Source organism: Acinetobacter sichuanensis, from assembly GCF_003024515.2.
GTDB lineage: Bacteria > Pseudomonadota > Gammaproteobacteria > Pseudomonadales > Moraxellaceae > Acinetobacter > Acinetobacter sichuanensis.
This window is the reverse complement of the sequence record NZ_PYIX02000002.1, coordinates 26,433-52,784: the sequence shown is the minus strand read 5'-3', so window position 1 is coordinate 52,784 and position 26,352 is coordinate 26,433. Positions and strand designations below refer to the sequence as shown.

At 36.7% G+C, this 26,352-nt stretch carries 29 protein-coding genes and 1 pseudogene; 25 read left to right on the top strand and 5 right to left on the bottom strand.

What is annotated here, in order from left to right; translation table 11 throughout:
* Nucleotide 1 precedes the first annotated feature (1 nt).
* Both rlmD and C9E89_RS01665 read left to right on the top strand, forming a co-directional pair.
* Nucleotides 2-1,396, top strand: coding sequence for a 23S rRNA (uracil(1939)-C(5))-methyltransferase RlmD (gene rlmD / locus C9E89_RS01670; RefSeq protein ID WP_107006710.1), 1,395 nt, complete (start codon nt 2-4; stop codon nt 1,394-1,396).
* A gap of 27 nt (nt 1,397-1,423) precedes the next feature.
* Nucleotides 1,424-3,730, top strand: coding sequence for a RelA/SpoT family protein (locus C9E89_RS01665; protein WP_107006709.1), 2,307 nt, complete (start codon nt 1,424-1,426; stop codon nt 3,728-3,730).
* 65 nt (nt 3,731-3,795) lie between these two features.
* Here C9E89_RS01665 and C9E89_RS01660 read toward each other — a convergent pair whose 3' ends face one another.
* Entirely contained in the window at nt 3,796-4,569 is a 774-nt protein-coding gene (locus tag C9E89_RS01660; RefSeq protein ID WP_107006708.1) for an SDR family oxidoreductase, read from the bottom strand.
* 116 nt (nt 4,570-4,685) lie between these two features.
* Between C9E89_RS01660 and mazG the strand changes: the two genes are divergently transcribed.
* The 9 genes from mazG to yjgA all read left to right on the top strand — a co-directional run bounded on the left by mazG (nt 4,686) and on the right by yjgA (nt 11,382).
* Nucleotides 4,686-5,486: a nucleoside triphosphate pyrophosphohydrolase gene (mazG, locus tag C9E89_RS01655; protein ID WP_107006707.1), complete on the top strand. Its 801-nt coding sequence runs from the start codon at nt 4,686-4,688 to the stop codon at nt 5,484-5,486.
* Between the two features lie 28 nt (nt 5,487-5,514).
* On the top strand, nt 5,515-5,898 hold the full coding sequence (locus C9E89_RS01650) for a ComEA family DNA-binding protein (protein WP_228198963.1): 384 nt from the start codon (nt 5,515-5,517) through the stop codon (nt 5,896-5,898).
* Nucleotides 5,899-6,049: 151 nt separating this feature from the next.
* A complete protein-coding gene (gene pcnB / locus C9E89_RS01645) occupies nt 6,050-7,504 on the top strand; it encodes a polynucleotide adenylyltransferase PcnB (RefSeq protein ID WP_107006705.1) in 1,455 nt (484 codons plus the stop codon).
* Entirely contained in the window at nt 7,501-8,004 is a 504-nt protein-coding gene (folK, locus tag C9E89_RS01640; protein WP_107006704.1) for a 2-amino-4-hydroxy-6-hydroxymethyldihydropteridine diphosphokinase, read from the top strand. Before pcnB ends, folK begins: the two co-directional genes overlap by 4 nt.
* 29 nt (nt 8,005-8,033) lie before the next feature.
* The gene (gene panB, locus C9E89_RS01635) at nt 8,034-8,843 is read left to right on the top strand and encodes a 3-methyl-2-oxobutanoate hydroxymethyltransferase (RefSeq protein WP_107006703.1); all 810 of its coding nucleotides are present in this window, start codon (nt 8,034-8,036) and stop codon (nt 8,841-8,843) included.
* Nucleotides 8,844-8,845: 2 nt separating this feature from the next.
* Nucleotides 8,846-9,691, top strand: a complete 846-nt coding sequence (gene panC / locus C9E89_RS01630) for a pantoate--beta-alanine ligase (RefSeq protein WP_107006702.1) — start codon at nt 8,846-8,848, stop codon at nt 9,689-9,691.
* A 25-nt stretch (nt 9,692-9,716) separates the two neighbouring features.
* On the top strand, nt 9,717-10,568 hold the full coding sequence (gene rapZ / locus C9E89_RS01625; protein WP_107006701.1) for an RNase adapter RapZ: 852 nt from the start codon (nt 9,717-9,719) through the stop codon (nt 10,566-10,568).
* Nucleotides 10,565-10,834: an HPr family phosphocarrier protein gene (locus C9E89_RS01620; protein ID WP_065994388.1), complete on the top strand. Its 270-nt coding sequence runs from the start codon at nt 10,565-10,567 to the stop codon at nt 10,832-10,834. Before rapZ ends, C9E89_RS01620 begins: the two co-directional genes overlap by 4 nt.
* Before the next feature lie 2 nt (nt 10,835-10,836).
* Nucleotides 10,837-11,382 carry a ribosome biogenesis factor YjgA gene (yjgA, locus tag C9E89_RS01615; protein ID WP_107006700.1) on the top strand — a complete coding sequence of 182 codons (546 nt, stop codon included), beginning with the start codon at nt 10,837-10,839 and terminating at the stop codon, nt 11,380-11,382.
* 255 nt (nt 11,383-11,637) lie between these two features.
* Here the strand turns inward: yjgA and C9E89_RS01610 are convergent, their stop codons facing one another.
* On the bottom strand, nt 11,638-13,284 hold the full coding sequence (locus C9E89_RS01610) for an acyl-CoA synthetase (RefSeq protein ID WP_107006699.1): 1,647 nt from the start codon (nt 13,282-13,284) through the stop codon (nt 11,638-11,640).
* A gap of 550 nt (nt 13,285-13,834) precedes the next feature.
* On the opposite strand from C9E89_RS01610, the gene thrS reads away from it, so the two are divergent.
* From thrS to rplT, 8 genes are all read left to right on the top strand, one after another.
* Nucleotides 13,835-15,757, top strand: coding sequence for a threonine--tRNA ligase (gene thrS, locus C9E89_RS01605; RefSeq protein WP_107006698.1), 1,923 nt, complete (start codon nt 13,835-13,837; stop codon nt 15,755-15,757).
* A gap of 5 nt (nt 15,758-15,762) precedes the next feature.
* The gene (gene infC / locus C9E89_RS01600; RefSeq protein WP_107006697.1) at nt 15,763-16,314 is read left to right on the top strand and encodes a translation initiation factor IF-3; all 552 of its coding nucleotides are present in this window, start codon (nt 15,763-15,765) and stop codon (nt 16,312-16,314) included.
* A gap of 215 nt (nt 16,315-16,529) precedes the next feature.
* Entirely contained in the window at nt 16,530-17,147 is a 618-nt protein-coding gene (locus tag C9E89_RS01595; protein WP_107006696.1) for a glutathione S-transferase N-terminal domain-containing protein, read from the top strand.
* 61 nt (nt 17,148-17,208) lie between these two features.
* Complete coding sequence (locus C9E89_RS01590) at nt 17,209-17,493, top strand: hypothetical protein (RefSeq protein WP_107006695.1); 285 nt, start codon at nt 17,209-17,211, stop codon at nt 17,491-17,493.
* Between the two features lie 16 nt (nt 17,494-17,509).
* The gene (locus tag C9E89_RS01585; protein ID WP_107006694.1) at nt 17,510-17,947 is read left to right on the top strand and encodes a hypothetical protein; all 438 of its coding nucleotides are present in this window, start codon (nt 17,510-17,512) and stop codon (nt 17,945-17,947) included.
* Between the two features lie 4 nt (nt 17,948-17,951).
* Entirely contained in the window at nt 17,952-18,377 is a 426-nt protein-coding gene (locus tag C9E89_RS01580; protein WP_107006693.1) for a YqaA family protein, read from the top strand.
* Between the two features lie 318 nt (nt 18,378-18,695).
* A complete protein-coding gene (gene rpmI, locus C9E89_RS01575; protein WP_002054552.1) occupies nt 18,696-18,890 on the top strand; it encodes a 50S ribosomal protein L35 in 195 nt (64 codons plus the stop codon).
* An 11-nt stretch (nt 18,891-18,901) separates the two neighbouring features.
* Complete coding sequence (gene rplT, locus C9E89_RS01570; protein WP_107006692.1) at nt 18,902-19,261, top strand: 50S ribosomal protein L20; 360 nt, start codon at nt 18,902-18,904, stop codon at nt 19,259-19,261.
* 27 nt (nt 19,262-19,288) lie between these two features.
* Here rplT and C9E89_RS01565 read toward each other — a convergent pair whose 3' ends face one another.
* Complete coding sequence (locus tag C9E89_RS01565) at nt 19,289-20,446, bottom strand: hypothetical protein (RefSeq protein WP_107006691.1); 1,158 nt, start codon at nt 20,444-20,446, stop codon at nt 19,289-19,291.
* 235 nt (nt 20,447-20,681) lie between these two features.
* Between C9E89_RS01565 and C9E89_RS01560 the strand changes: the two genes are divergently transcribed.
* Nucleotides 20,682-20,894, top strand: a complete 213-nt coding sequence (locus C9E89_RS01560) for a hypothetical protein (protein WP_107006690.1) — start codon at nt 20,682-20,684, stop codon at nt 20,892-20,894.
* Between the two features lie 66 nt (nt 20,895-20,960).
* Here the strand turns inward: C9E89_RS01560 and C9E89_RS01555 are convergent, their stop codons facing one another.
* Nucleotides 20,961-22,121, bottom strand: coding sequence for a hypothetical protein (locus C9E89_RS01555; protein WP_107006689.1), 1,161 nt, complete (start codon nt 22,119-22,121; stop codon nt 20,961-20,963).
* 58 nt (nt 22,122-22,179) lie between these two features.
* On the opposite strand from C9E89_RS01555, the gene C9E89_RS01550 reads away from it, so the two are divergent.
* The 4 genes and pseudogenes from C9E89_RS01550 (at nt 22,180) to C9E89_RS01535 (ending at nt 24,060) form a co-directional block, all read left to right on the top strand.
* Nucleotides 22,180-22,575, top strand: coding sequence for a ParB N-terminal domain-containing protein (locus tag C9E89_RS01550; RefSeq protein ID WP_107006688.1), 396 nt, complete (start codon nt 22,180-22,182; stop codon nt 22,573-22,575).
* A gap of 86 nt (nt 22,576-22,661) precedes the next feature.
* Nucleotides 22,662-22,859, top strand: coding sequence for a hypothetical protein (locus tag C9E89_RS01545; RefSeq protein ID WP_107006687.1), 198 nt, complete (start codon nt 22,662-22,664; stop codon nt 22,857-22,859).
* Between the two features lie 71 nt (nt 22,860-22,930).
* A pseudogene (locus C9E89_RS01540) lies at nt 22,931-23,476 on the top strand (AAA family ATPase).
* Between the two features lie 35 nt (nt 23,477-23,511).
* The gene (locus tag C9E89_RS01535) at nt 23,512-24,060 is read left to right on the top strand and encodes an NADAR family protein (RefSeq protein ID WP_107006686.1); all 549 of its coding nucleotides are present in this window, start codon (nt 23,512-23,514) and stop codon (nt 24,058-24,060) included.
* A 40-nt stretch (nt 24,061-24,100) separates the two neighbouring features.
* Here C9E89_RS01535 and C9E89_RS01530 read toward each other — a convergent pair whose 3' ends face one another.
* Entirely contained in the window at nt 24,101-25,117 is a 1,017-nt protein-coding gene (locus C9E89_RS01530; protein ID WP_107006685.1) for a hypothetical protein, read from the bottom strand.
* 216 nt (nt 25,118-25,333) lie between these two features.
* Between C9E89_RS01530 and pheS the strand changes: the two genes are divergently transcribed.
* Complete coding sequence (pheS, locus tag C9E89_RS01525; protein WP_107006684.1) at nt 25,334-26,314, top strand: phenylalanine--tRNA ligase subunit alpha; 981 nt, start codon at nt 25,334-25,336, stop codon at nt 26,312-26,314.
* Nucleotides 26,315-26,352 lie beyond the last annotated feature (38 nt).

The following is a 26,352-nucleotide window of genomic DNA, read 5'->3' as shown; positions in this document are numbered from 1 at the left end:
TTTGAAACATAGAGCTAAACCTCGACCATCTCAACAACCACAGTATATTTTTAATGTTGAGAGGCTTTCACATGAGGGGCGAGGGATAGCGCGTTATGGAAATGATCCAAACCATCCACTAGAGAAACAGGGTAAAAGTGTTTTTATCCGTTTTGCATTACCCAATGAAACCGTTAAAGTGCAAATCACACGTCAAGTTTCTAAACTTGAAGAAGCGGATTGTATTGAGTTATTGGGTGAGCCACATCCGCAACGTATTGCTCCAATCTGTCCGCATTTTGGTCGATGTGGTGGTTGTAACTTGCAGCATTTACATCCTGATGAACAAATTCGTTTTAAACAAGATGTATTAAAATCACATTTGAATCATTTTGCAGGTTTAACACCTTTAACGTGGTTAACGCCTATTCGTTCATTAAAAGTTGATTATCGTCATAAAGCACGCATTGGTGTGCGCTATATTGCAAAAACGAAAAAACTGCTGATGGGCTTTCGTGAGTCGCAAAGTAATCAATTGATTAATATCCAAACGTGTAAAATTTTAGATCAACAATTAGATAAGGCTTTACCTGAACTGCGTGTATTACTCGAAAGTCTAACAGGCAAAGCAGACATTGGTCATATAGAATTAGCAAAAGGCGATCAAGAAATTGCGTTGTTAATTCGCCATACAGCAGATTTATCGACAAAAGATGTCAACCTATTAAAACAATTTGCGTTAGAGAAACAGTGGCAACTGTATTTTCAACCTGCGGGAAATGAGAGTTTACATCGTGTAGATGATCCTCAAGCTGCGATGCATTTACATTATAGTTTGAATGATTTTGCAATTAATTTTGCATTTAAACCGACTGACTTTACACAGGTTAATCCTACTGTAAATCCACAAATGGTAAAATTGGCATGTGATTTGCTTGATTTACAACAAGGTGAGCGTGTGCTTGATCTTTTTTGCGGTCTGGGTAATTTTTCTTTACCACTCGCTAAAAAAGTAGGGCAAACAGGCTGTGTTATTGCCGTTGAAGGCAGTGCAGAAATGGTTAAACGCGGTACAGAAAACGCACTGAAAAATTGCATAACTAATGTTACGTTTTACTCACAAGATTTAACAAAAGATTTTTCTCAAAATTCTTGGGCAAATCAAGGATTTGATGCATTATTAATAGACCCACCTCGTGCAGGGGCGGAGCAAATTATGCATTATGTACCTAAGTTTGGTGCAAAAAAAATCGTTTATGTATCCTGTGACCCTGCAACACTCGCAAGGGATGCAGGAATTTTAGTGCAACATGGGTATCAGCTGAAAAAGGCAGGTGTGATGGATATGTTTACACATACAGGTCATGTTGAATCCATTGCCTTATTTGAAAAAAATGTTGAGATAAACGATTTATAATGAACTGTAGATTCACAGGAGAAAGGTATGGTCACAGTACGTGAACAACTTCCAGAACAGCTAAATGAGTTGTCTGAGGAAGCGACTGTAGAACATGCCGTAGAAGCGCAACAGGCTTTAGCGACTTGGCTAGATCGTGTACGTGGAATTTTAGACGGTGCAGAGCTGCATCAGCTTCAAGAAGTAGCTCAATTAGTTTTACAAAAAGAATTAGCGACCATGGTGAATAACCGTACCAATACCTTTGCAACAGGAATTGGTATGGCAGATATTTTGGCGCATTTACATGTTGATGAAGATACCTTATCTGCTGCTGTTTTATATCGTAGTGTACGTGAAGGTATTACCACGCTTGAAGAAATTCAAACAAAGTTTGGAGAGCATGTTTTTAACCTTGTCAAAGGCACTTTGGCAATGGGAAAACTCTCTGAACTGATTGAAAAAAATAAACGTTTAGAAGACCACTTTAATAATAATCAACGTGAACATTTGTCAGGCATTTATAAAATGCTGATTTCTGTGACTGAGGATGTGCGTGTTGTTTTAATTAAATTGGCGGAACGTACTTATGCATTGCGTGAATTGGCAAAATCACCAAGAGAGCGTCAAGAACGTGTTGCACGAGAAATTTTAACAATTTATTCACCTTTAGCGCATCGTTTAGGCATTGCTCAATTAAAATGGGAGCTAGAGGATTTAGCCTTTCGTTATTTGGCACCTGAACGCTATAAAGAAATTGCATCATTACTCAATGAAAAGCGTCTTGAGCGTGAACACTATATTCAATTTGTAGTGGACAAACTCAAAGGTGAATTGGCAGCGCATGAAATTTATGCTGAAATTTCAGGTCGAGTGAAGCATATTTATTCAATTTATCGCAAGATGAAGAGTAAAAATCTGAGCTTCGATCAGCTTTATGATATTCGTGCAGTACGTGTATTGGTCAAATCGGTTCCTGAGTGTTATCACGCTTTGGGAATCGTTCATCAGATTTGGCGTCATATTCCACATCAATTTGATGATTATATTACCAACCCTAAAGCAAACGGTTATCGCTCATTGCATACAGCGGTGATTGCTGAAAATAAATCGCTTGAAATTCAGATTCGTACTGTAGAAATGCATGAAGAAGCTGAGTTAGGTGTTTGTTCTCATTTTAATTATAAAGAAGGCTCTAAAACCACAGATTATTCATTTAATCATCGTTTGCATTCATTGCGCTCTGTGCTAGAGCATTATCAAGAACGTAATGAAACCAATGTGCATCCAAATGAAGATGAGAGTGAAGATTTTGAACATATTCAAGACTTTGAAGGTTTTGAAAAGATTTATGTCTTCAGTCGTGATGGTGATATCAAAGAGTTACCACGTGGTTCAACCGTATTAGACTTTGCTTATCATGTGCATACAGAAGTGGGTAATAAGTGTTATGCAGCACGTGTGAATCAGCGTTATGTGCCACTCACTTATACCTTGAAAACAGGTGAACAAGTTGAGATTTTAACCAAAAAAGATCGTGAGCCTAACCGAGATTGGTTAGTAAATTCTTTAGGTTATATCAAGACAGCACGTGCGCGTGACAAGCTGCGTCACTGGTTTAGACAACAAGACCGTAGTAAGAATTTAGAAGTTGGACGTGAAATTCTCAATAAGGAGCTTTCACGTTTAGCGATTCATCCAAAAAGTATTGATTTAAGTGATTATTGTAACCACTTTAATGTCAAATCTGGCGATGACATTTTAGTTTCATTGGTGAGTGGTGATATTAGCTTACATGCATTGATTAACCAAGTTAATCGTCATATGCATTTAGATCAAGATGAACCAGAACTTGTTCTTAAACCAACACTTAATCCACGCGCAAGTCATACTTTATCGGCACATGGTATTTTAATTGATGGCTTGGATAATGTTGAACTCCATGTCGCACAATGCTGTCAGCCTGTACATGGTGAGTCGATTGCTGGATATATCACGTTAAACCGTGGTGTAAGTATTCATAAGGTTGCATGCTTAGATTACCTTCGTATGATCAAGAATGAACCTGATCGTGCTGTAGAGGCAGATTGGGAAATGCAGCCTACACGTGGGCAAAGTGTGCAAATCGTTGTTGAGGCTTATGATCGACGTGGTTTACTGAAAGACTTAACTCAAGTGATTTTTTCAGATCAGATCAATATTCGTCAGGTCAATACCATTTCTGAATCAGATGGTATTGCCAATATGAAATTATTGATTGAAGTGAAGGGCTTGGCGCAACTTTCTCGTTTGTTGGCACGTTTAGAACAACAACCAGGCATTATTAGTGCAAGACGATTAGTACAAGGCAATTAATCCATTGCTGATAAAAAAAACCTGCGTAATGCAGGTTTTTTTATTTGCTGATATTGCATCAATTTTTATTTTCGACTTAAAAATATATTGCCTAAACGGTTAATGATTTGTGGGCTGATACTTGAAAGTTGATACATGATTTTGGTTTTTAAGCCGATAGGATGGTGGGTTTGGGTAAAAAGCGTTCCTTTACTTTGTACGAGTTTTAAGACTTGTTCAGCAATATCTTGTGGTTTTAAATCGACACCAATATTCTGAATTGAAGCTGCATCCATGTTAGTCACCATTGCTGTTTGTACAAAGAGCGGCATCACATCTAAAACACGAATTCCATATTTTTGCCATTCTACATCTAAGCCTTCTGTGATACCACGTACTGCAAATTTACTGGCAGAATATGAGATAAGATCGGGTTGCCCATAAATCGCAGAAGCAGAAGAAACATTAATGACGCGTGCAAAAGATGCCTGTTTTAAAAAAGGCAGTGCAGCATGACAGCCATTTAAAACGCCATTGACGTTGACATTAATTGTGCGTTGATGTGCTTGAATATCCGTTTTTTCAAAAGCACCAGAGTATAAAATTCCTGCATTATTGACCAAAACATTGAGCTGACCTGCCCAAGCACTAAATTCTTCTAGGGCATTTTGCCATTGTGCATAATCACTGACATCAAGCTTTCCTGCTTTGGCATGATTACCGAGTTGTGCTGCAAGATGCTGTGCTGAAGCTTCATTGATATCATAAATGCCTACCTTATAGCCTTGCTGATAAAAAGTTCGAGCGATTGCAGCACCAATACCTTGTGCTGCTCCACTAATAAAAATACTTCGACGCATCACAACATCCTTTTTATTTTAAATATATGAATCATGTCCCAGTTGAACATAAAATACTTTTCGGTGACAAGTTTTTAGCACCATTCTTCGATATTTTGTAAATACAGGACATTTTTATGGAAAAGTTATTAGCGATCATGCAGCAATTACGTCAGGAATGTCCTTGGGATCGTGAACAAACGCCAGAATCTTTAACACGTTATGCGATTGAAGAAGCGTATGAGGTTGAGGCAGCCGTACGAATGGGTAATGTGACTGATATTCGTGATGAATTAGGAGACTTACTGTTGCAGGTTGTTTTTCAGTCACAAATGTATAGCGAGCAAGGTGCTTTTGATTTTAATGATGTGGTTGAAGCGATTTGTCAAAAACTGATTCGTCGTCATCCTCATGTTTTTGAAAAAGATAAATTTGATCAATTAACACCTGATGATGTTTCACAACTTTGGCAAAAAATTAAGCAGCAAGAAAAGCAAGGCAAGGCTCAATCGCGCTTAGATGAAGTGAAACATGCACCAGCACTAGTTCAAGCTGAAAATATTCAAAAAAATGTTGCAAAAATTGGTTTTGATTTTCCAGATGCAGAACAAGCCTATAGCAAAGTAAAAGAAGAGTTAGCTGAGTTTGAAATTGCTGTAAATGCTGGGAAATCCGATGAAATGGTAGATGAATTTGGTGATTGTTTATTCTCATTGATCAATGTTGGGCGTAAACTAGGCATTTCAAGTGAAATGGCACTACTCAGTACGATTCACAAATTTAAAAAGCGCTTTGCTTTTATAGAAGATCAAGTATTACAACAAGATAAAAAATTAGAACAGATGAATTTAGAAGAATTAGATCAACTATGGGAGCAAGCCAAACAATATTTAAAACAACAGGCTTTATATGAACAACAACCTAAACCAATCGATTAATTTTTCAAAAAAAATAGTACGTTTTTCGATGATTTTATTTTTCAGTATGCTCTCAACTATGCTGAGTCATGCTGAAAAATTTGATGATAATTATGTGAAATGGAAAGAAAAACAACAAGCGCAAGATACACGCTTGAAAGGTAATGATGCAAATTATTATCTGGCAAAGCCAAATGTGACAAATAGCAGAAATAGCCAAAATCTCACAACGTCGGTGGGTTCAAAAATCAATATTAATACAGCAACTTTGGAACAATTGCAGCAGTTGAATGGCATAGGTGCGAAAAAAGCACAAGCTATTTTAGATTATCGTCAACAAAATGGAAAGTTTAAAAGTTTAGATGATTTGCAAAATGTGAAAGGAATTGGTCCTAAAATGGTGGAAAAAAACCGTGCAATGATGAGTTTTTAGGTGATTTTGAGATCGTTAAAATGATAAATTCCGTACATGATGATTGAATATTTAAAACAAGATCGAGAGAATCAAATTGCCCTTTGATTGTGTTAGAGATATCATTAGCATAATTACAATTTTCACGTCCTGACGTAGGAGACAGCGTCTTTTGCAAACTTTGCACGCGTCAAAGTGTGGGTTAACCACCGCTCAATTACCTTCTTCCATTTTAGATGTTATTGATTCTTTAACAAAAGCAGGCTATGAGGCTTATATCGTGGGTGGCGGTGTTCGTGACCTAATGTTGGGACAAAGTCCTAAAGATTACGATGCTGTTACCAATGCGACACCCTCTCAAATCAAAGAGGTTTTTGGTCGTCGTTGCCGAATTATTGGTCGTCGTTTCGAATTAGCACATGTTTATTCGGGGCGTGAACTGATTGAGGTTGCAACTTTTCGAGCACCTCCTAAAAAAGCCATTACCTCATCTGCAGGTATGATTTTACGTGATAATAATTGGGGAACAATCGAGCAAGATTTTGCTCGTCGTGACTTTTCTATTAATGCTTTGTATTATCAACCACGTAAAGGTATTGTGCTCGATTTTTGTAACGCAGTTGATGATATCAAAACAAAAACTTTACGTTTATTAGGTGATCCTGCATTACGTTTTGAAGAAGATCCTGTACGTATGTTACGGACTTTACGTTTTGCTGCAAAACTGAATTTTAATATTGATGCTGCGATTTTAGACATCTTTACACCTGAAATGACGAAGCTTTTACGTGATGTTTCACCACATCGTTTATATGATGAATCACAAAAGTTATTTACGATGGGGCATTTGCATCGTGTGATGCCAATGTTGATTAAGTTTGGAATTTGGCAACAATTATTTGCTGATCTAAAAACAGAAATCACGCCATTTATTGAACGTGCTGCATCAAATACAGATCAACGTATTCAAATCGGTAAAACCATCAATCCTGCATTTTTCTACGCAGTATTGTTATGGGAAAATTATTTACAACGTTGTAGTTTTTACCATGCAAAAGGAACGGTTGCGGCTGAAGCACGCGCACAAGCAGGTTTAGATGTATTAAAACGTCAAGCGACTCGAACCATTATTCCACGTTTTGCAGAAACGTTTATTCGTGAAGTTTGGGAAATGCAAAATCGTTTATTAAACCCAAAACCACAGCAAATAGAAGCACTTTCTGGGCATGCACGTTTTAGAGCAGGCTTTGACTTTTTATTATTAAGAGAAAAGTCTGGTGATGCTTCAACAAATGGTATGGGTGCATGGTGGGATGCTTATCAAAACATGTCCACAGACGAAAAAGAGCGTGCTATTAGTACCTATAATCGTCAACGTGCGAAGAGCCGTCGTAAAACAACCACTGAAGAAAGTGTAGAGGCTAAAGTTTCTACACAAATTGAACCTTTAGTGAAAGAGTCAGAAACACGTAGTCGTCGTTCACGTAAAACACAGTCTGAAGTGAAAAAAACGGTGCCACAAACCGTTGCTCATACAGCAGGAGAGATCAGTCCTGATCATCCGATTTTAAAACGTAGACGTGTGCAGCGTGACTTAGCCAAAGTTGTTTTTGGACCAACGCAATGAGTGTCATCACTTATATCGGCTTAGGCAGTAATTTAGGGGATTCACAGCAGATTTTACGAGAAGCTGTGCATCAACTTAGACAATTAGGCGCTGTAAAAGTTTCAAAGTTATATCATAGCCCTCCAATGGGACCACAAGATCAGCCTCATTATCATAATGCTGTTGCGCAGTTGGTCACAGACTTAGCGCCATTGGCTTTATTAGATGAATTACAACGTATTGAAAATGAGTCAGGTCGAGTACGTTTGCGTCGTTGGGGTGAGCGAACTTTAGATTTAGATCTTTTGCTTTATGCTGAAAAAAACATTATAAATGAGCGACTCAATGTGCCACATATTGGTATTTTAGAGCGTGATTTTGTAGTGATTCCATTGTTGGACTTAGACTCAAAACTCGAAGTTAATGGTCAATCTTTACAAAACTTAGAACTTGTACAACATTCAACTTTAACAGTTTTAGCTGATACACACTGGGCAGATATTGAGCCTGTTGAAGGCTAAGAAACTCTCAATGATAGAGGAAAATCGTCATGATTAGTCTAAGTGATTTACGAAAGTTTAAAACGCAAGGACGTAAATTCTCATGCTTAACTTGTTACGATGCAAGTATGGCAAAAGCAATGCAAGTTGCTGAAATTGATAGTATCTTAATCGGTGATTCCTTAGGAATGACCATTCAAGGGCATGATTCAACATTACCTGTCACAGTGGCTGATATGGCATATCATACTACCGCAGTACGCCGTGGCAATCAGCACTCATTTATTTTGTGTGATTTACCATTTATGAGTTATGCCACCTTAAATGACGCTTTAGTAAACGCTAAAACAGTCATGCAAGCAGGTGCGCAAATGGTCAAACTCGAAGGTGGAGAATGGCTAGCTGAAACTGTGCAAACATTGACTCGTAATGGTATTCCTGTTTGTGTGCATTTAGGTTTAACACCACAATCTGTGCATGTCTTTGGCGGTTATAAATTACAAGCAAAAACTCGTGAAGCAGCAGATCAGCTTATTCATGACTGTAAAGCTGTTGTCGCAGCAGGTGCAGCAGTTTTATTACTTGAATGTGTGCCAGCACAATTAGGTCAAGAAATTACAGAATTATTCCCAGATGTACCTGTTATTGGTATTGGCGCAGGGAAAGAAACGGATGGTCAAGTTCTGGTCGTACAAGATATGTTAGGACTTACTTTTGGTAAAGTGGCACGCTTTGTGCGTAACTTTATGAAAGAACAGGCAGGTGATAATGCTATTGTGGATGCATTTAAGGCGTATCATGTCGCAGTGCAAGATCAATCATTTCCTGCAATTGAACATACTTTTCAAGTCGAGCTATAAACATGAAAACTGAAACCACTATTCAAGGATTATCGGCATCATTAAATCCTGCTCGATCGGCACGAAAAATCATTGGTTTTGTCCCGACGATGGGAAATCTTCATGAAGGGCATTTAAACCTTGTTCGTGCAGCACGTAAATTGTGTGATGTCGTTGTGGTCAGTATTTTTGTAAATCCAATTCAGTTTGGACCAAATGAGGATTTTGATAATTATCCTCGTACATTGGAGCATGACAGTCATTTATTGGCAGAAGTTGGATGTGATATTGTTTTTGCACCCTCTGTTGAGCAAATGTATGGCAATCAACCACGCTTGACCAATATTAGTGTAGGTGAAATTACCAACGATTTATGTGGCTTACAACGTGCTGGGCATTTTGATGGCGTTGCGGTTGTTGTCACGAAATTATTTAATATTGTACAACCCAATTTTGCTTTTTTTGGTCAAAAAGATTATCAACAATTGGCAGTCATTAAACAGCTAGTCCGTGATCTGAATATGGCGATTGAAGTGATTGGTGTGCCGATTGCACGTGCAACAGATGGTTTAGCATTAAGTTCACGTAATGGTTATTTGTCTGAACAAGAACGTCAAACTGCACCAACGATTTACGCAACTTTACAGGCAGCTGAAAAACAATTGCAAAATGGACAGGACTTGAATTCAGTCTTGGCTGACATTCGTAGTCAACTGACTGATGCTGGTTTTGTTGTGGATTATGTTGAGGCGCGTAGTCCTTCTTTGCAAAAGATTAGTCAATTTGATCAAGATGTTGTATTGTTCATCGCAGCCAAACTTGGAAAAACACGTTTGATTGATAATTTACAGGTCAAACATTCTACTTAAAAATAAAAATTAGGGTCGCCATGCCATGAAGCGTATACTTATCGTGACAGGACAATCTGGGTCAGGAAAATCATCTGCTTTGCAGGTTTTAGAAGATTTGGGCTATTACTGTATTGATAACTTACCCTTGGTATTGCTACCCGAAATTGTTGAAAAATTAGATAAAGAAAATAATTTAGAACAACTTGCACTCGGCGTAGATGTACGAAGTACACAGGCAGATTTACAAGGTTTTGATCACGTCTTTCAGCTCTTGCAAAAGCAAGGTGAAGTTGATGTTATTTATTTGACAACTCGTGACCAAGAGCTCATTTCTCGTTTTAGTGCTTCTCGCCGACCACATCCATTATCAGCGCGTTTTAAAAGTTTAAATGAGTGTATACAGGCAGAAAAAAGCTTATTACTACCTATTCAATTACGTGCAACAGTACATATCGACACTTCTGATAAAAGTGTACACGATTTAAAAGATATCTTATTGTCCAAACTCGGACAGTCAGATAAACTCATCTTGATTTTACAATCATTTGGCTATAAATATGGTATTCCTTTAGATGCCGATTTTGTCTTTGATGTGCGTCATCTACCCAATCCACATTGGGATTTAGAGTTACGTAAATTTTCGGGTTTAGATGCACCTGTAAAAAAATTCTTAGAAGACAGTCCACAAGCCAATGATATGTACAATGATATTTATCATTTTTTAAACAAATGGTTGCCAGCATTTTCTGAAGGTCATCGACATTATATTACCGTGTCGATTGGCTGTACGGGTGGGCAACATCGCTCAGTTTATATCGTAGATCGATTGAAAGCAGCACTACAGTCGAAATGGACGATTCAAGTATTACATAGAGAAATGAAGCACTGGTCATGATTGACACAACTGTTGACGTAATTAATAAATTAGGGTTACATGCGCGGGCATCTGGAAAACTCATTGAAGTCACCACCAAGTTTCGTTCTTCGATTCAAATTGGTAAGGGTGATAAATTAGTCGATGCCAAGAACATCCTTTCTTTACTTATGCTTGGAGCAGGTAAAGGAACCACTTTGCGCCTAGTGATTGACGGAGCAGATGAAGAAAAGGCTTTATCTGAAGTTCAAGCACTATTTGCAGCTAAATTTTACGAGGCAGAATAATCGTGGCACGTCGTCCGCAACGTTTTACTGAAGATGATTTTGATTCTTTAGAAGGACGTGCAAGTAAATCAGAACAGAAAAGAGCTGTACAACGTATGGCTGCTTTAGGTGAGCAGCTTGCTGACTTATCCAAAAAGCAAATTGAGGCTTTACCTGTTGAGGAGCGCTTGATTGAAGCATTGCTTGATGTGCAGTTGATTACATCGTTTGAGGCTCGTCGTCGTCAGTTTCAACGTATTGGTAAATTACTGCGCAATGAAGATGAGGCAGTGATTTTGTCTTATCTGACACCTAAGCAAGGTATAAAAAAACTAGCGCAATTAGATCGTTGGGTTGATCGTATGATTGAACAACGAGATCCTGCGATTAAAGAGTTTTGTAAGTCTTATAATGCAGCAGAAAGTCATTCTTTGCGTCAGCATGTATTACGTATTCATCGTGATATTTCATTGCAAGCGACAGAAGAAGAGTTGGCTGAGTCTAAACAGAAGTTTTTAAACTATGTTCAGCAAGTTGCTTTATTGTCTGAGCAAGGTAAAGCCAAGTAATTTTTATTCACTTGAATTTGATTGTAAAAACGACCTTTTGTGGGTCGTTTTTTATTGTGTGGGTGATTTTATGCATTTTTATGATCATATAAATTTATTGCTTAAAATGAGCGAGAATTTGAGTTTAATAACTTTTACCAAATAATATGCCATATATAAGGCAAATCTTTGTATAAATTGATCTGTCATGTCTGTGAGTTTATTTCACTTCTTCCAAGTCCTCTCCTAAAAAAAGGAGAGGGAATGTTTTAAGAATTAACTGAACTCACCGACGGAGCGTTCTTTCGCCCAATCTCTTAAGATAAACTTCTGTAATTTACCTGTTGAGGTTTTTGGAATTTCACCAATAACCACATCTTTAGGGACTTTAAAACGCGCTAAGTGTTGTTTGCAGAACTCGATCACCTCTTCAGGTGTGGTTGTCGCACCTTGTTTTAACTCAATAAAGGCACAAGGTACTTCCTGCCAACGTGGATCAGGTTTTGCCACCACAGCCGCCGTCATGATGGCTGGATGGGTATACAGTACTTCCTCAACTTCAAGAGAAGAGATATTTTCTCCCCCAGAAATGATAATGTCTTTCGAGCGATCCATAATTTTGGCATAACCATCAGGTTGGCAAACCGCAAGGTCACCTGTATGGAACCACCCACCTTTAAAGGCTTCTTCGGTCGCTTGAGTATTTTTCAGATAACCTTTCATGACAATGTTGCCACGGAACATGATTTCGCCCATGGTGGTTCCATCATTTGGCACAGGTTCCATAGTTTCAGGATCAAGCACACGCATACCATCTTGTAATGGATAAGGTACGCCTTGACGGGAATGTAACTGTGCTTGTTCGCTGATGGAAAGTTCACTCCAACCTGCTTGTGAGGCACACAGTGCAGATGGACCATAGGTTTCAGTTAAACCATAAACATGATTGACCTGTACACCAATATGATGCATGCCTTCAATAATTGCCGCAGGTGGTGCAGCACCAGCCACCATGACTTCAACATGATGGTCAAATTTGATTTGTTGCTCTTTTGGTGTATTGATCAGCATAGATAAGACAATTGGTGCACCACAGAAATAATCGACTTTGTATTGATCAATCAATTTAAAAATTAGTTCAGGATCAATTTTACGTAAACAAATATTGGTACCGCCATTTGCCGCCACAGTCCACGCAAAACACCAACCATTGCAGTGAAACAATGGTAATGTCCATAAATATTTACAACGTGGGGTCATGCCACAGGCAATGATATTACTTGCTGCATTGATATAGGCACCACGATGATGATAGACCACACCTTTCGGGTTACCTGTCGTACCTGAAGTATAATTTAGACTGATTGCATCCCATTCATCTTGCGGTAAATGCCATTCAAAGTTTTCATCTCCGCCTTTGAGCCAGTCTTCATATTCGATCTGACCAATGCGTGGAGTAGATTCGTTATTTTCGTACTCTACATCTGCCACATCAATGATATAGATTTCCTGATCAATCAGCGCGATAGCTTCTTGCGCCAATGCAGCAAATTCAGGATCGACCAAAAGTACTTTGGTTTCGGCATGCTCAAGCATGAAAGCAATGGTTTTTGCATCTAAACGAGTATTTAAGGTGTTGAGTACAGCACCTGACATAGGCACTGCAAAATGTGCTTCAACCATCGCAGGAATATTTGGAAGCAATACAGAAACGGTATCGTTCTTTTTGATGCCTAGATTTTGTAATTGATGTGCAAACTGACGACAACGGGTGTAAGTCTCACGCCATGAGATATGACGAGCACCATGTACAATCGCATCCTGATGTGGATAAATATAAGCAGCACGCTCTAAATAACGCAACGGTGACAATGCTACAAAGTTGGCAGGTGTACGCGGTAATTCATCATAAGCACTGACCATGTTTAGCTCCATCTGTATTTGTTTTAATTTCCATGTTTAAAAGATATGCATATCAAGCCTTGAATGCATTTATGCTTTAGTCGAGTATTTATTCTAATTTGAATTGTAGAGAAAAGTTTAATTTTTTTATTTTTGAAAAATATTTTATAAATATCTGATTTTTATTAAAATGAAAGTTGAATAAGCAAATTTTAATCTCTATTTCAATAACAAAATATGACGAAGATCGGTGTAAAGTGAACGCTGAAGTCTATTTTTAAGATATTCAAGCTGTTTTATATCCAACTGAAAATAAGGTAAATAGCGCCAGTTTGAGTTTAATTTAAATATTATGTAACTTTTATCATAGATAAAAAATTTAAATGTTGAATTCATTGAGTCAAAACAGAATGAAATGCTTCACAAAGGTTTATTAATCACCATGAAAGGTGTAAAATTTTTCACACTTTAAATATGTTGCACCGATTTTATCTTGAGGGTCTTCCTCGATCATAATCTCGCGGTGATATGCTCTATTGTACGGGGCATCACTCCTTAAGGATTTTTAAATATGCCTATTATCACATTGCCAAATGGCGATCAAAAAAGTTTTGACCAAGCTGTTTCTGTCATGGAAGTTGCACAGAGTATTGGACCTGGACTTGCAAAAAATACGGTTGCAGGGAAAGTGAATGGTCGCTTAGTTGATGCAAGTGATTTAATTACTGAAGATGCTACGCTTGAAATTATTACACCTAAAAATCAAGAAGGTGTAGAAATCATTCGTCACTCATGTGCGCACTTGGTGGGTCATGCAGTAAAACAATTATTCCCAGAAGCAAAAATGGTGATTGGTCCTGTCATTGAAGAAGGTTTCTACTATGACATCTGGATGCCACGCCCATTTACTTTAGATGATATGGCTGCGATTGAAGAGCGTATGAAACAGCTCATCAATCAGGACTACGATGTCATCAAAAAAATGACGCCTCGTGACGAAGTGATCGCTGAATTTACTGCGCGTGGTGAAGAATATAAATTACGCTTGATTGCAGACATGCCTGAAGAAACTCAAATGGGCTTGTACTATCATCAAGATTATTTAGATATGTGCCGTGGTCCACACGTACCAAATACTAAATTCTTAAAATCATTCAAACTCACTAAAATCTCTGGTGCTTACTGGCGTGGTGATGCGAAGAATGAACAGCTACAACGTATTTACGGTACAGCTTGGGCTGATAAAAAAGAACTTGCTGCATACATCAAGCGTATTGAAGAAGCAGAAAAGCGTGACCATCGTAAAATTGGTAAAGCTTTAGACTTGTTCCATATGCAAGAAGAAGCACCAGGCATGGTGTTCTGGCATCCAAATGGCTGGACGATTTACCAAGTACTTGAACAGTACATGCGTAAAATTCAGCAGGACAATGGCTACGAAGAAATTCGTACACCACAAATTGTAGATTTTACATTGTGGGAAAAATCAGGTCATGCGGCGAACTATGCAGACAATATGTTTACGACTCATTCAGAAAGTCGTAACTATGCTGTAAAACCAATGAACTGCCCATGTCACGTGCAAGTCTTTAACCAAGGTTTAAAATCTTACCGTGATTTGCCAATTCGTTTGGCAGAGTTTGGTTCATGTCACCGTAACGAACCATCGGGTTCGCTGCACGGAATCATGCGTGTACGTGGCTTTACTCAAGATGATGCACACATTTTCTGTACTACTGAACAAATCGGTAAAGAAGTTGCAGACTTTATTAAACTGACTTTGGATGTTTATAAAGACTTTGGCTTTGAAGACGTGCAAATGAAACTGTCTACACGCCCTGAAAAACGTGTGGGTGCAGATGAGCTTTGGGATGTTGCAGAAAAATCTTTGGCAGATGCTTTAGATGAAGCGGGTCTAGACTGGGAAGAGCAACCAGGTGAAGGCGCATTCTATGGTCCGAAGATTGAATTTTCATTGAAAGACTGCTTAGGTCGTATCTGGCAGTGCGGTACAATTCAGTGTGACTTTAACTTACCATTACGTTTAGACGCTTCTTATGTCACAGAAGACAACGATCGTGACCATCCTGTGATGCTTCACCGTGCAATTCTTGGCAGTTTTGAGCGTTTTATTGGTATACTTATTGAACATTACGCAGGCTTTATGCCACCATGGTTGGCACCCGTCCAAGCATGTGTCATGAATATTACCGATTCTCAAGCAGCAGCATGTGAAAATGTAGTTGCAAAACTCAAAGAAAATGGCATTCGCGCGATTTCAGACTTGAGAAATGAGAAAATCGGCTTTAAGATTCGTGAGCGTACTCTAGAACGAATTCCTTACCTATTGGTACTTGGGGACCGAGAAGTTGAGGAAGGTACAGTCAATGTCCGTACTCGTTCAGGAAAAAATTTAGGTACTATGTCAATCGATGCATTTGTTGACCTAGTGAAAGTAGCCGTAGCCGAACGTGGCCGGTATATTGTGGAGTAAGAAAGATTAAACAGCCTGACCGTAACCAACAACAAGGTGCTAAAAGCAATCGTCCTGCATTAAACGATGAGATTAAGGCAAAAGAAGTCCGTCTCGTCGCTGCAGATGGAGAACAAAAAGGCATCGTGACGCTTGCAGAAGCGTTACGTGCTGCTGAAGACGCAGATCTTGACCTTGTTGAGATTGTGGCAAATGCAGAACCGCCTGTTTGTAAAATCATGGATTTCAACAAACATTTATTTGATCTGAAGCAAAAGCAAAAAGATGCTAAAAAGAAACAGCATCAAGTTCAAGTCAAAGAAATCAAGTTGCGCCCAGGTACAGATGTTGGTGATTACAACGTTAAGTTGCGTGCTATTCTGAAGTTTCTTGAAGAAGGCAACAAAGTCAAAATTACTCTACGTTTCCGTGGTCGTGAAATGGCTCACCAACAACTTGGTCTTGCTCAATTACAAAAAATTGAAGCAGATGTAGCTGAGTTTGGTGTTGTTGAACAAGCACCAAAAATGGAAGGTCGTCAAATGGGTATGTTACTTGGACCGAAAAAGAAAAAGTAATATTCTCCTGATCCTAAAAAGCACTGCTCATGCAGTGCTTTTTTATTGAAAAAATTTTGCTCAATGCATTATCAGTAGCAATATAGTGATCCTTTTTATCAATATTTACATAGGATGCTGAGTGGTCATACGTGCATTTATGTTTAAAAACGTGCTATAAAAGTTAAATAAGATTGTTATAACATTGAAAAAACTGAAAATAGAAAGGATTGAAAATGATTGATTTGTATTATTGGGGCACACCCAATGGACATAAAATTACCATTGCTCTTGAAGAAATGGGGTTGGAATATCAAATATTTCCGATCAATATTTTAGAAAATGATCAGTTTCAGCCTGATTTTTTAAGGATTTCTCCCAACAATAAAATTCCTGCAATTGTTGACCAGAATGGTCCAAATGGTGAGTCAATTTCAGTATTTGAGTCTGGCGCAATTTTACAATATTTGGGTCGAAAAACGGGTCTGTATTATCCAAGCAATGAGCAAGATCGTGTAGATGTAGAGCAATGGTTAATGTGGCAAATGGGTGGCTTTGGTCCTATGCTTGGGCAAAACCATCATTTTAGTCAGTTTGCAAAAGAAAAAGTCCCTTATGCCACAGATCGTTTTGTGGCGGAAACTAAACGCTTATATTCAGTTTTAAACAAACAACTGATTGGGCAAAAATTTGTTGCAGGAGAGTATTCGATAGCTGATATGGCGATTTTGCCTTGGGTATTACGTCACGAATGGCAGCAAATTCAACTTGAAGATTATCCATATGTTAAAGAGTATGTGGAGCGCATGACAGCTCGACCTGCTGTGCAAAAAGCTTTATCCATCAAAATCTAAATTGTTATGTTAAAATCCAAAACCACCGATTTCGGTGGTTTTGGATTTGTGGATATCAACAATGAAAGCATTTTTTTTAAATTTCACTCTAGCTTTGGAAAAAAATCCAAAAATTTATTGGAGCGTGATTATAGGTGTTGCGCTATGTTTAGCTTTATATATTGCTGAAATTATTCATATTCAAACTGTTTTTTCAAGTATTCAGTCACAAGACCGAGCAGTAGTACGTGCAATCATTGATCCACTTGCACAGCGTTATCATTGGGGACGTATGGCGGTTATCATTTTGGCTGTCATTTGGGCAAACTTACAATATTTTAAAACTAAGAAACAGCTTAAATTATAACGAAAATAGAGCCCTCATGATTAAGGCAGATCGTATGAAAGCCACCATTGCACAACATTTTTTTACAAGTTGTTTATGTATGTTTTTGACTGCAATCATTTGTGCTTATTTGCAAAATAAATATTCGGTTGATCGTGTAGGTATATTAGTTTTTGCGTTAATGTCTATTGTTGGTTTGGTATTTTCAATTACTTTTGCATTTTTACAGAAAAAATTAAAACAGAATATAAAGAATACTGTTATTTTAACGAGCATACTTGCTATTTATTTGGTGTTATTAAATTATTTTTATCATGTACAAATAAATGATTATATATTTCTAGGATGGCAATTAAAGTTTACATTCTTGCAAAAAATAATAAACTCAGCATATTCTTTTTGGCTAGCTTATTTAGTTCCTTTTATTATTTCATTCTTTTACGCAAAAATTCATACTAAAACCCTGTTAAATTAGTTATATGGTATATTTTTTACTATTTTTATCAGCTTTTGGTGCAGCAACTTTACTTCCTTTACAGTCTGAAGCAGTCTTGATTGGACTATTAGCTCAAGAAAAATATTCAGTTTTTGGACTGATTATAATTGCATCTATAGGGAATATATTGGGTTCATGTATAAATTGGTATTTGGGATTAAAAATAGAGCAGTTTAAACATAAAAAATGGTTTCCTGTATCTGAATCAAATATGATTAAAGCGGAAAAAATCTATCAAAAATATGGATTTTGGTCATTATTTTTAAGTTGGATGCCGATTATTGGTGACCCGATTACTTTAATTGCGGGATTATTAAAAGAACAGTTTTGGCGCTTTTTATTTATCGTTACTTTAGCAAAAACAGGACGATATATTTTTATTTACTTATTTTATATTGGCTTTTTTTAAAATATATATCAAAAATATACATTCAAATGAGTAAAATATTCGATGGTTTACTCATTTGAAAAACACATTATTTAATTTAAATCGTTATGTCCTTTAGTAATATCTACCTTAAATAAGTCTTTGGTTTTAATCCAACCCACAGCAATAAGTTAAAAAATTACTTTCAATAAGAAAATGAGTAAAGAAATATTTTCATGTAAAATTTAAAGGTTATTGCTTTTGTTTTGTACGCAGATGATTTAGAATACTGCCTCCCTTACCTGCAGGTCGTGCTCGCAATGGTGCGAACGTACCGAACAGGTGTTTAAAGAGGTTGTTATGGCTAAGTTAAAAACTCGCCGTGGTGCAGCTAAGCGTTTCAAAGCGACTGCTAACGGTTTCAAGCGTAAACAAGCGTTCAAACGCCACATTTTGACCAAAAAATCTGCTAAACGTATTCGTCAATTGCGCGGTTGTGTCATGGTTCACGTAAGTGACATGAATTCAGTTCGTCGTATGTGCCCATACATCTAAGGAGATTATAAATGGCTCGTGTAAAACGTGGTGTACAGGCTCATCGCCGTCATAAAAAAATTCTTGCTCGTGCTAAAGGTTACTATGGTGCGCGTTCACGTGTTTATCGTGTAGCGTTCCAAGCGGTAATTAAAGCTGGTCAATATGCTTACCGTGACCGTCGTCAAAAGAAACGTCAATTCCGTGCTTTATGGATTGCGCGTATCAATGCTGGTGCTCGTCAAAATGGTTTGTCGTACAGCCGTATGATCGATGGCTTGAAAAAAGCTCAAGTGATCATCGACCGTCGCGTACTTGCTGACATCGCTATGCATGACTCAGTTGCATTTGCTGCTTTAGCTGAAAAAGCTAAAGATGCATTAGCTGCATAATCATCATTGATGATTAAAAGAAGACCGCTATTTTGCGGTCTTTTTTTGTGCTTGAGCTTCAAGAAAAACATTTTCAGACAGTGTGTAATTATGCCAATGATAGCGTGCTGGAAACATATAAGTTTGCTGAACTTGTAGATTAGGGTTGTACTTAGGATAATTTTTACTGATATAGAATTTATCATCACCATTGCTCGTTTGCCACACTTGTTGCTTGCTTGAAACTTCAATTAGTTTTGCTGAATAGTTTATTTCTGTTCCAAAATTTGTGGTGTAATAACTATGCACAATAGGCAATAAAAATGCATATAAGGCAATCGTTATAAAGAAACTTGAAATCATTGCACCTAGAAAGGCAAGCTGTTCAATCTCTTTACGGATCCATAAAAAACTTGGAATAAAGATCAGTAGAAAAATACTACAAAAAACAGGAAAAGTAGGATAATCAGTGAAAAATAAAAAAGGGGCTTGAGCTGCTAAAAATATGCCAAGTCCACCAATAGGAACACTCGCGATCAGTAAATAGGCAATCCGTGGACTTATATTAATATTGATTTGTTCACGTATGATGGCATTCGCTTCTTTTGCGGATAAGCTAATTTCTTGAACCCCTTCTTGAAAGTTATAATATTGTTTGAGTAATTGAATAAACTCAATTTTTTTATCTTCTTGTAAAGAAGAAATGTCTAAATCAAGTTGGAGTGTTTTAAGCGGAAAGAAATACAATTTTTCTTCAGGCTGAAATTTTTTTGTATTAAATATTGAACGTTGTAGAAAAGAGGTAAATTTATTTTGAGTGACTTTTAAAAGACCAAACTGACAATAATCAATATTTTTACGTTCAATGGCTGTTCTGAAAGGAATGTTAAAAAATGAATAGTAAATTTTCTCAGGGCTGATTATGAGTCGAGTGGCTTGATGAATCAGATCAATAAGTATATAAACCCCAATATACAAAGAAAAGAAGAAGAAGCTATCCAGTTGTTTATCTGAAATTGGAAAATGATTTAGATTGTATTTAAAATATTCAACCAAAATAGAGAAATTGAATGGCTGAGCATGCTTTTCAAACCATAAGGAAAATGGAAAAACAAAGATAATAATGATAAATAAGAGGAAAACCACAAAAATAGTGTATTTATTGAAAAATGGTTTACGATAGGGAAGGGGGAAGCTTGCTTTCATAAGTTTCTCTGTTGTTATGATTTATTAAAGTATTTTTAGCTTTTTGTTATAATAAAGAGAAATGATGATTTATAAACTTGATTCAGATTAATGGTCATTCATGTTTAAATAATGAAATCAAAAGATTAAAATAGATTTTGAAGAAAAAGTTATCCCTAAATAGGGAATAGAAATTCAAAATCAATATTTTTATAATCATTTATGTATTCTAAAAATTTATAGAGGAAGTAATAAAATGAAAGTATGGGGGCTACTCTTTTGTACGATTTTTTTATCAAACGATGCTATTGCAAAAAAGACCATGACATGGGATGCAAATACACGTGGAGAAGCGTGTAGTAGCGCAAAAAAAATTTTAGAAATTAGAGGCAAACAAGCAAAAAATGATTGTCAATGTACGCAAAAAACGAATGGTACTTGGACGTGTGCAGCAGAAAGTAAGAGTTAAATGAGTGGTTTTAAAATAGAATACTCTATAATTAAGCCAATAGCGCATTCTGTGATTTATTGAAAATTAAATAGATTTATCTGATTTGGGTAGTATTTTATATAGTGCATATAGAAAAGCGATTGCAAATACAAAAATATTTCCCCAATGTACTGTGAAATATGCCAATGCCCATAAAGCGCAGTAACACCACAGCATAAACCATAAAAATTTGATCAGTCCAAACCAGTTAAAACCAGACGTTTTTTCATCAGATTGTATATTCTCAGTGTCATTTATATTTGAATGATTAATTGAGTCATCTAGTGAATTTTCTATGATTTTTGATGGAGTAGCAAAGGATGTATGTAGTTGTCTTTGTGTATGAAGTGCAGAATCTTGATAATGGTTAGCACTATGCTTTAACAAAATAGGAAATAACTCATCTAGAGTTTGATTTGCTTTTGAGAACTCTTTTTTTTCATTTTCAGACATATGCCAATAAGCTGCATATTCATTTTTACTATGAGATTCAACATTAAAAGCGTGGGTAAGTGCGGCAGCATTGATGATTAAATTGCTGGCATAATTACGTTTTAAACTAAATGGTAATAATGGAAACTGTTCTTCTTTCTTGTATAAATTACCTTCATAACAATTATTTTCTGTTAGTGGGACAGGAAAGGTTCCGTAACGTTTGGAAATTTCAAAATTATAGACTTTATTTTGATAATCATCATAAAAAGATTTCCATGAAATAGGGTGTAAATCAGCTAAAATTTTATCAGTAAATTCAGGAGATATATCCATTAATACATAATTTTCAACACTTTCATGATAATTGTTATAGTCTGATTGCAGTGGAAAATTATTTTCATCATATTCTTGCCAAAGTGGTTTCTCGTCAACATGAATTAACACTTTAAAAATTTGATTTGGGAAATGGCAAACGATACAAAAACTATATTCACTTACATTAAAATAAAAGATTTTAGAATCAAGCAGTGGTGGCAATAGCTCACAAGAAAAATGCAAACTTATTTTATCAAGTCCTTGTATTTTAAGGTGATTAAGCACATGTGAGGCGGAACCTGCTAATAATGTGCCATATTCAAGATCACGTAATATTGGAAAGTGCGTGAAAATTAAGGGATGGCGATCTAAAATTTCTGAATCAACTGAACCACTGAGGTATTTATTTCCATAACTGACGAAAGCAACTTGGCGATAAGCTCTTTCTAAATACATTCTTCTTTTCCTGTTATGATCTGTTTTTCATCTTTATTAAATAGCATGCGTAAAAAAAATGAGAAAACAATACCATTTTCGTCAAGTTGGTGAAGATACTCTGATTTGGGATGTTCATCATTTGGTTCGACTGAGTCAGAATTTTCCTGTTCAACATATTGAATTAAATCGTATTCAAGAACTCAACGAAGCGTATTGGTTTCCAAACACACACCCAACAACACAACAAATTATTGAACATATTCAACTGATTCAAGAGGCAGATTTAAGTTATCCCATTATTTTGTGTGCTGATGGATGTGTGATGGATGGTATGCATCGAGTGGCAAAAGCTCAATTATTGAATCAAAAAACGATCCAAGCGGTGCAGTTTGAAGAAATGCCTTCACCAGACTTTGTTAATATTGATGAAGATAAGCTTGAGTATGAGGACGAAAGCGATTTGAATTGCTGAAAATATACAGAATATCAACATGAATATCCTAGTTGTTTATCATCAAGTTACATACATTAGAAAGATAATAAAATCAGGAGCTTCCCATGCTTGTTACAATTCAAGGTTTAGATCAAGGTGCAATAGAAGTAAAATTAGATGTCTTACCACGAGAAGGTGAGTATTTAAAAATAGTTTATGGGGCAGATGCAGAAGTTGAAGGCGAAGTTGCTTCAATTAATCATTATATTAATCAACATGCAGATGAGCACAAAGTTACAATAGCATTGAAGCCAATTAACTAATTTTTGAAAATAGAACATTAAAAGTAGCTTTTTTGCTACTTTTTTTATGAAAATAAGATCTGTAAATAATGATGAATAGAATTAATGTAGTAGGGACTTCCGCTTCGGGAAAGTCAACATTTGCCAGAAAATTGGCGAAAAAATTAAGTTTAGAATACATTGAATTAGATGATTTATTGTGGATGGATGACTGGCAAGAAACGCCTGATCCTGAGTTTTTTCGAAAAATTGAAAACGCGATTGCACAAGCTGAACAGAATCCAGATAAACAAGGTTATGTGATTGATGGTAATTATAGTCGAACGACACAGATGACTTGGAAGAAAATTGATACAGTGATTTGGCTAGATCTACCATTTGCTGTGAATTTATTTCAGTCTGTAAAATGTGCTTTGAGTCGTGCGATTTCAAAGCAGCCTTTTTGGAAAAATTCGAATAATACGGAAAGCTTTTCACGCATGCTCAGTCAAGATTCAATTATTTTGTGGATGATCAAAACTCATCAAAAAAATCGAAAAAAATATCAAGATTGAATGCAAAATCCAGATTATGCACATCTCCAATTTATTCATTTAACGTCGAAAAAACAGATCAAACAGTTTTTAGAACAACTTTGATCAAGAGATAAAAGTTAAGAAACTAGGATGAAATGATGAGTGATTTTCAATATTTAACAGCATTGCAAGAGCAAGTCCGTAAAGGACAACGCCATAAATATTTATGTTTTTGGGAGCATATACCTAAGCAAAAAACTGTCATAGATAAGAGTTGTTTTAGTCAGTGGTTTCCAAGTAAATTTGAAGTTGATGGTGTGCAATATAAAAATACTGAACAGTATATGATGGCTCAAAAAGCTAAACTCTTTGGTGATGATGAAATTTTAAATAAGATACTACGAACCGCTGACCCTAAAGAGATTAAGGTTTTAGGACGCTTAGTGAAAGGCTATCAAGAAAGTGTATGGCTAGAACATCGTTTTAATATTGTCGTACAAGGAAATTTAGCTAAATTTTCTCAAAATGAAGATTTAAAACAATTTTTACTCAATACAGGAGAGCGTGTATTGGTTGAAGCTTCACCTGTAGACAAAATCTGGGGAATTGGCTTGTCTGCGGAGGATGAAAAAGCAGAAAAGCCATTGCAATGGAAAGGTTTAAATCTTTTAGGTTTCGCTTTGATGGAAGTTAGAAAGCAATTCTAAGGTTACTTTCTTTAAATCAGTTGGATTTGTACATCAAAATTTATAAACCAAAATAATAAGCGGCAATACAAATAAAAATGGTAATGATGATCAAGGCGAAAACACTGGTTTTAGTAGATTTTTGTTCAGCATTTGATTTTTTATGTAAGACATGTTGAGCATCGGTTTTGCTGTGGTCAAAAGGAGACTCTACCACTTTTGGGGTCAGGCGCGAAGATTGATAATGATTTGCAACTTTGGTGATAAATTTTGCAGTCAAATCGTCAAGCTTTTGTGAGAAATGACGTAAATTCATTTGCTCTTCGGGACTTAAAATTTGTTGATTTTCATCATAAGGATGCTGAATTTTTGCAGCAATAAATTTTTCTAGAGCATCTAAACGATGCAATGTTTCATGCGCATAGTCTGCTTGATAGTCTGTCGGTATGAGTGAAAGTTGTAAGCCTGATTGATTTGGGTCTTTGCTGAGAATACCACCATAATAAGGCTGATCTTTATGGCTTGGTTCTTGAAAGCCTTGAGCATACTTGGTCGCAAATAACTCGTTGTCCGTATAGATTTGAATATCATCCCAATTGGGCTGAGCAAGATCTTGTTCAAGACGTTTGTTATATTTTGAGTTGAGTTCAAAGAGCCAAAATGTTTCATGGCGAAAAGGGCTTTGTTGTGAAGTTGGAGCTTCATAGTCATTATCTGCACTATACCATTCTGCCAATTCTTTCCCAAAAATCCATGCTGTTTTCTTTTGCTTATCATGACTGACAATAAAATGAGGAATAGACAGAAGTTCTACATTGGCATTGGGATTTTGTTCATCATTGAGTAGGTTTGAACTGTGCAAGCTGAGTCGATAAACCCCTTGTTTTTTTAAGCCTTCTAACCAAATTTGAAAATGTTGCGCGAGTAAATGTTGGTTGAGTAAATCTCGAAATGCAAAAGTATGCTGACTAAATACGACATGACTGATCCAACGATTAAAGCTGAGCTCTTGGTTTAGAAATTCATTACCATAAGTAACCAGAGTGAGTTGTTGTTTCCAGATTGGATCGAGTGCCATTTTTATAAATCTCGGTGACATTAAGATCATTTTATACTTATTATAAATCAGAGTTCTAGCCTTTGACTGAAATTTACGATGATCAAGCATTACAATAATGTTGAGAAACATATGCTAATCGTAATTTTCGTCTAGCAGGAACTTCATTCAACTGCATAAAAACTGTTAGAATAACCAGTTATATTATTTTTCTAAATTGTTGCTTTGAGAGTTACTATGTCACTGGAAGCCCTGACCACTGAAGCGCTCGCTGCGATTGCAGCAGCTCAAGACCTTGCTACACTCGATCAAGTTCGGGTGCAATTTACAGGGAAAAAAAGCCAGCTCGCGGAACAATCTAAGGCACTTGGTAAAATGGATCCCGAAGAGCGTAAAAGCTTTGGTGCGCAAATTCATGCTGTACGTGAAGCCATTACAGCTGCCTTGACTGAACGTCAAGCGGAATTACAAAAAGCTGCATTAGAACAAAAGCTTGCAAGTGAAACGATTGATATTACCTTGCCAGGTTGTGGACAAACAGTAGGAAGTATTCACCCTGTTACCCAAGTTCAAGAACGTATTTGCCAGTTCTTTACCAAAGCAGGTTTTACAGTTGCAACGGGTCCAGAAGTTGAAGATGACTATCATAACTTTGAAGCATTGAATATTCCAGGGCACCATCCTGCACGTGCGATGCACGATACTTTCTATTTTGATGCTAATCATTTGCTGCGTACGCATACTTCAGGTGTGCAAATTCGTACCATGGAAACTAGCCAACCGCCGATTCGTATCGTATGTCCAGGTCGTGTTTATCGTTGTGACTCAGACCAGACGCATTCGCCTATGTTCCATCAGATCGAAGGTTTATACGTTGCTGAAAATACCAGTTTCGCTGAATTGAAAGGTTTATTGATTAATCTTTTAAATGAATTCTTTGAAAAAGATTTGAAAGTACGTTTCCGTCCGTCTTATTTCCCATTCACAGAGCCAAGTGCGGAAGTGGATATTATGGATGAACGTGGTAAATGGCTGGAAGTATTGGGTTGCGGTATGGTGCATCCAAATGTACTGCAAGCTGCTGGCATTGACCCTGAAAAATATAAAGGATTTGCCTTTGGTTTAGGTGTAGAGCGTTTTGCGATGTTACGTTATGGCATCAATGACTTACGTATGTTCTACCAAAATGATGTGCGTTTCTTACGCCAATTTGCTTAATGGTTTAATCGGTTATTTATAAATTATTGAAATCCCCC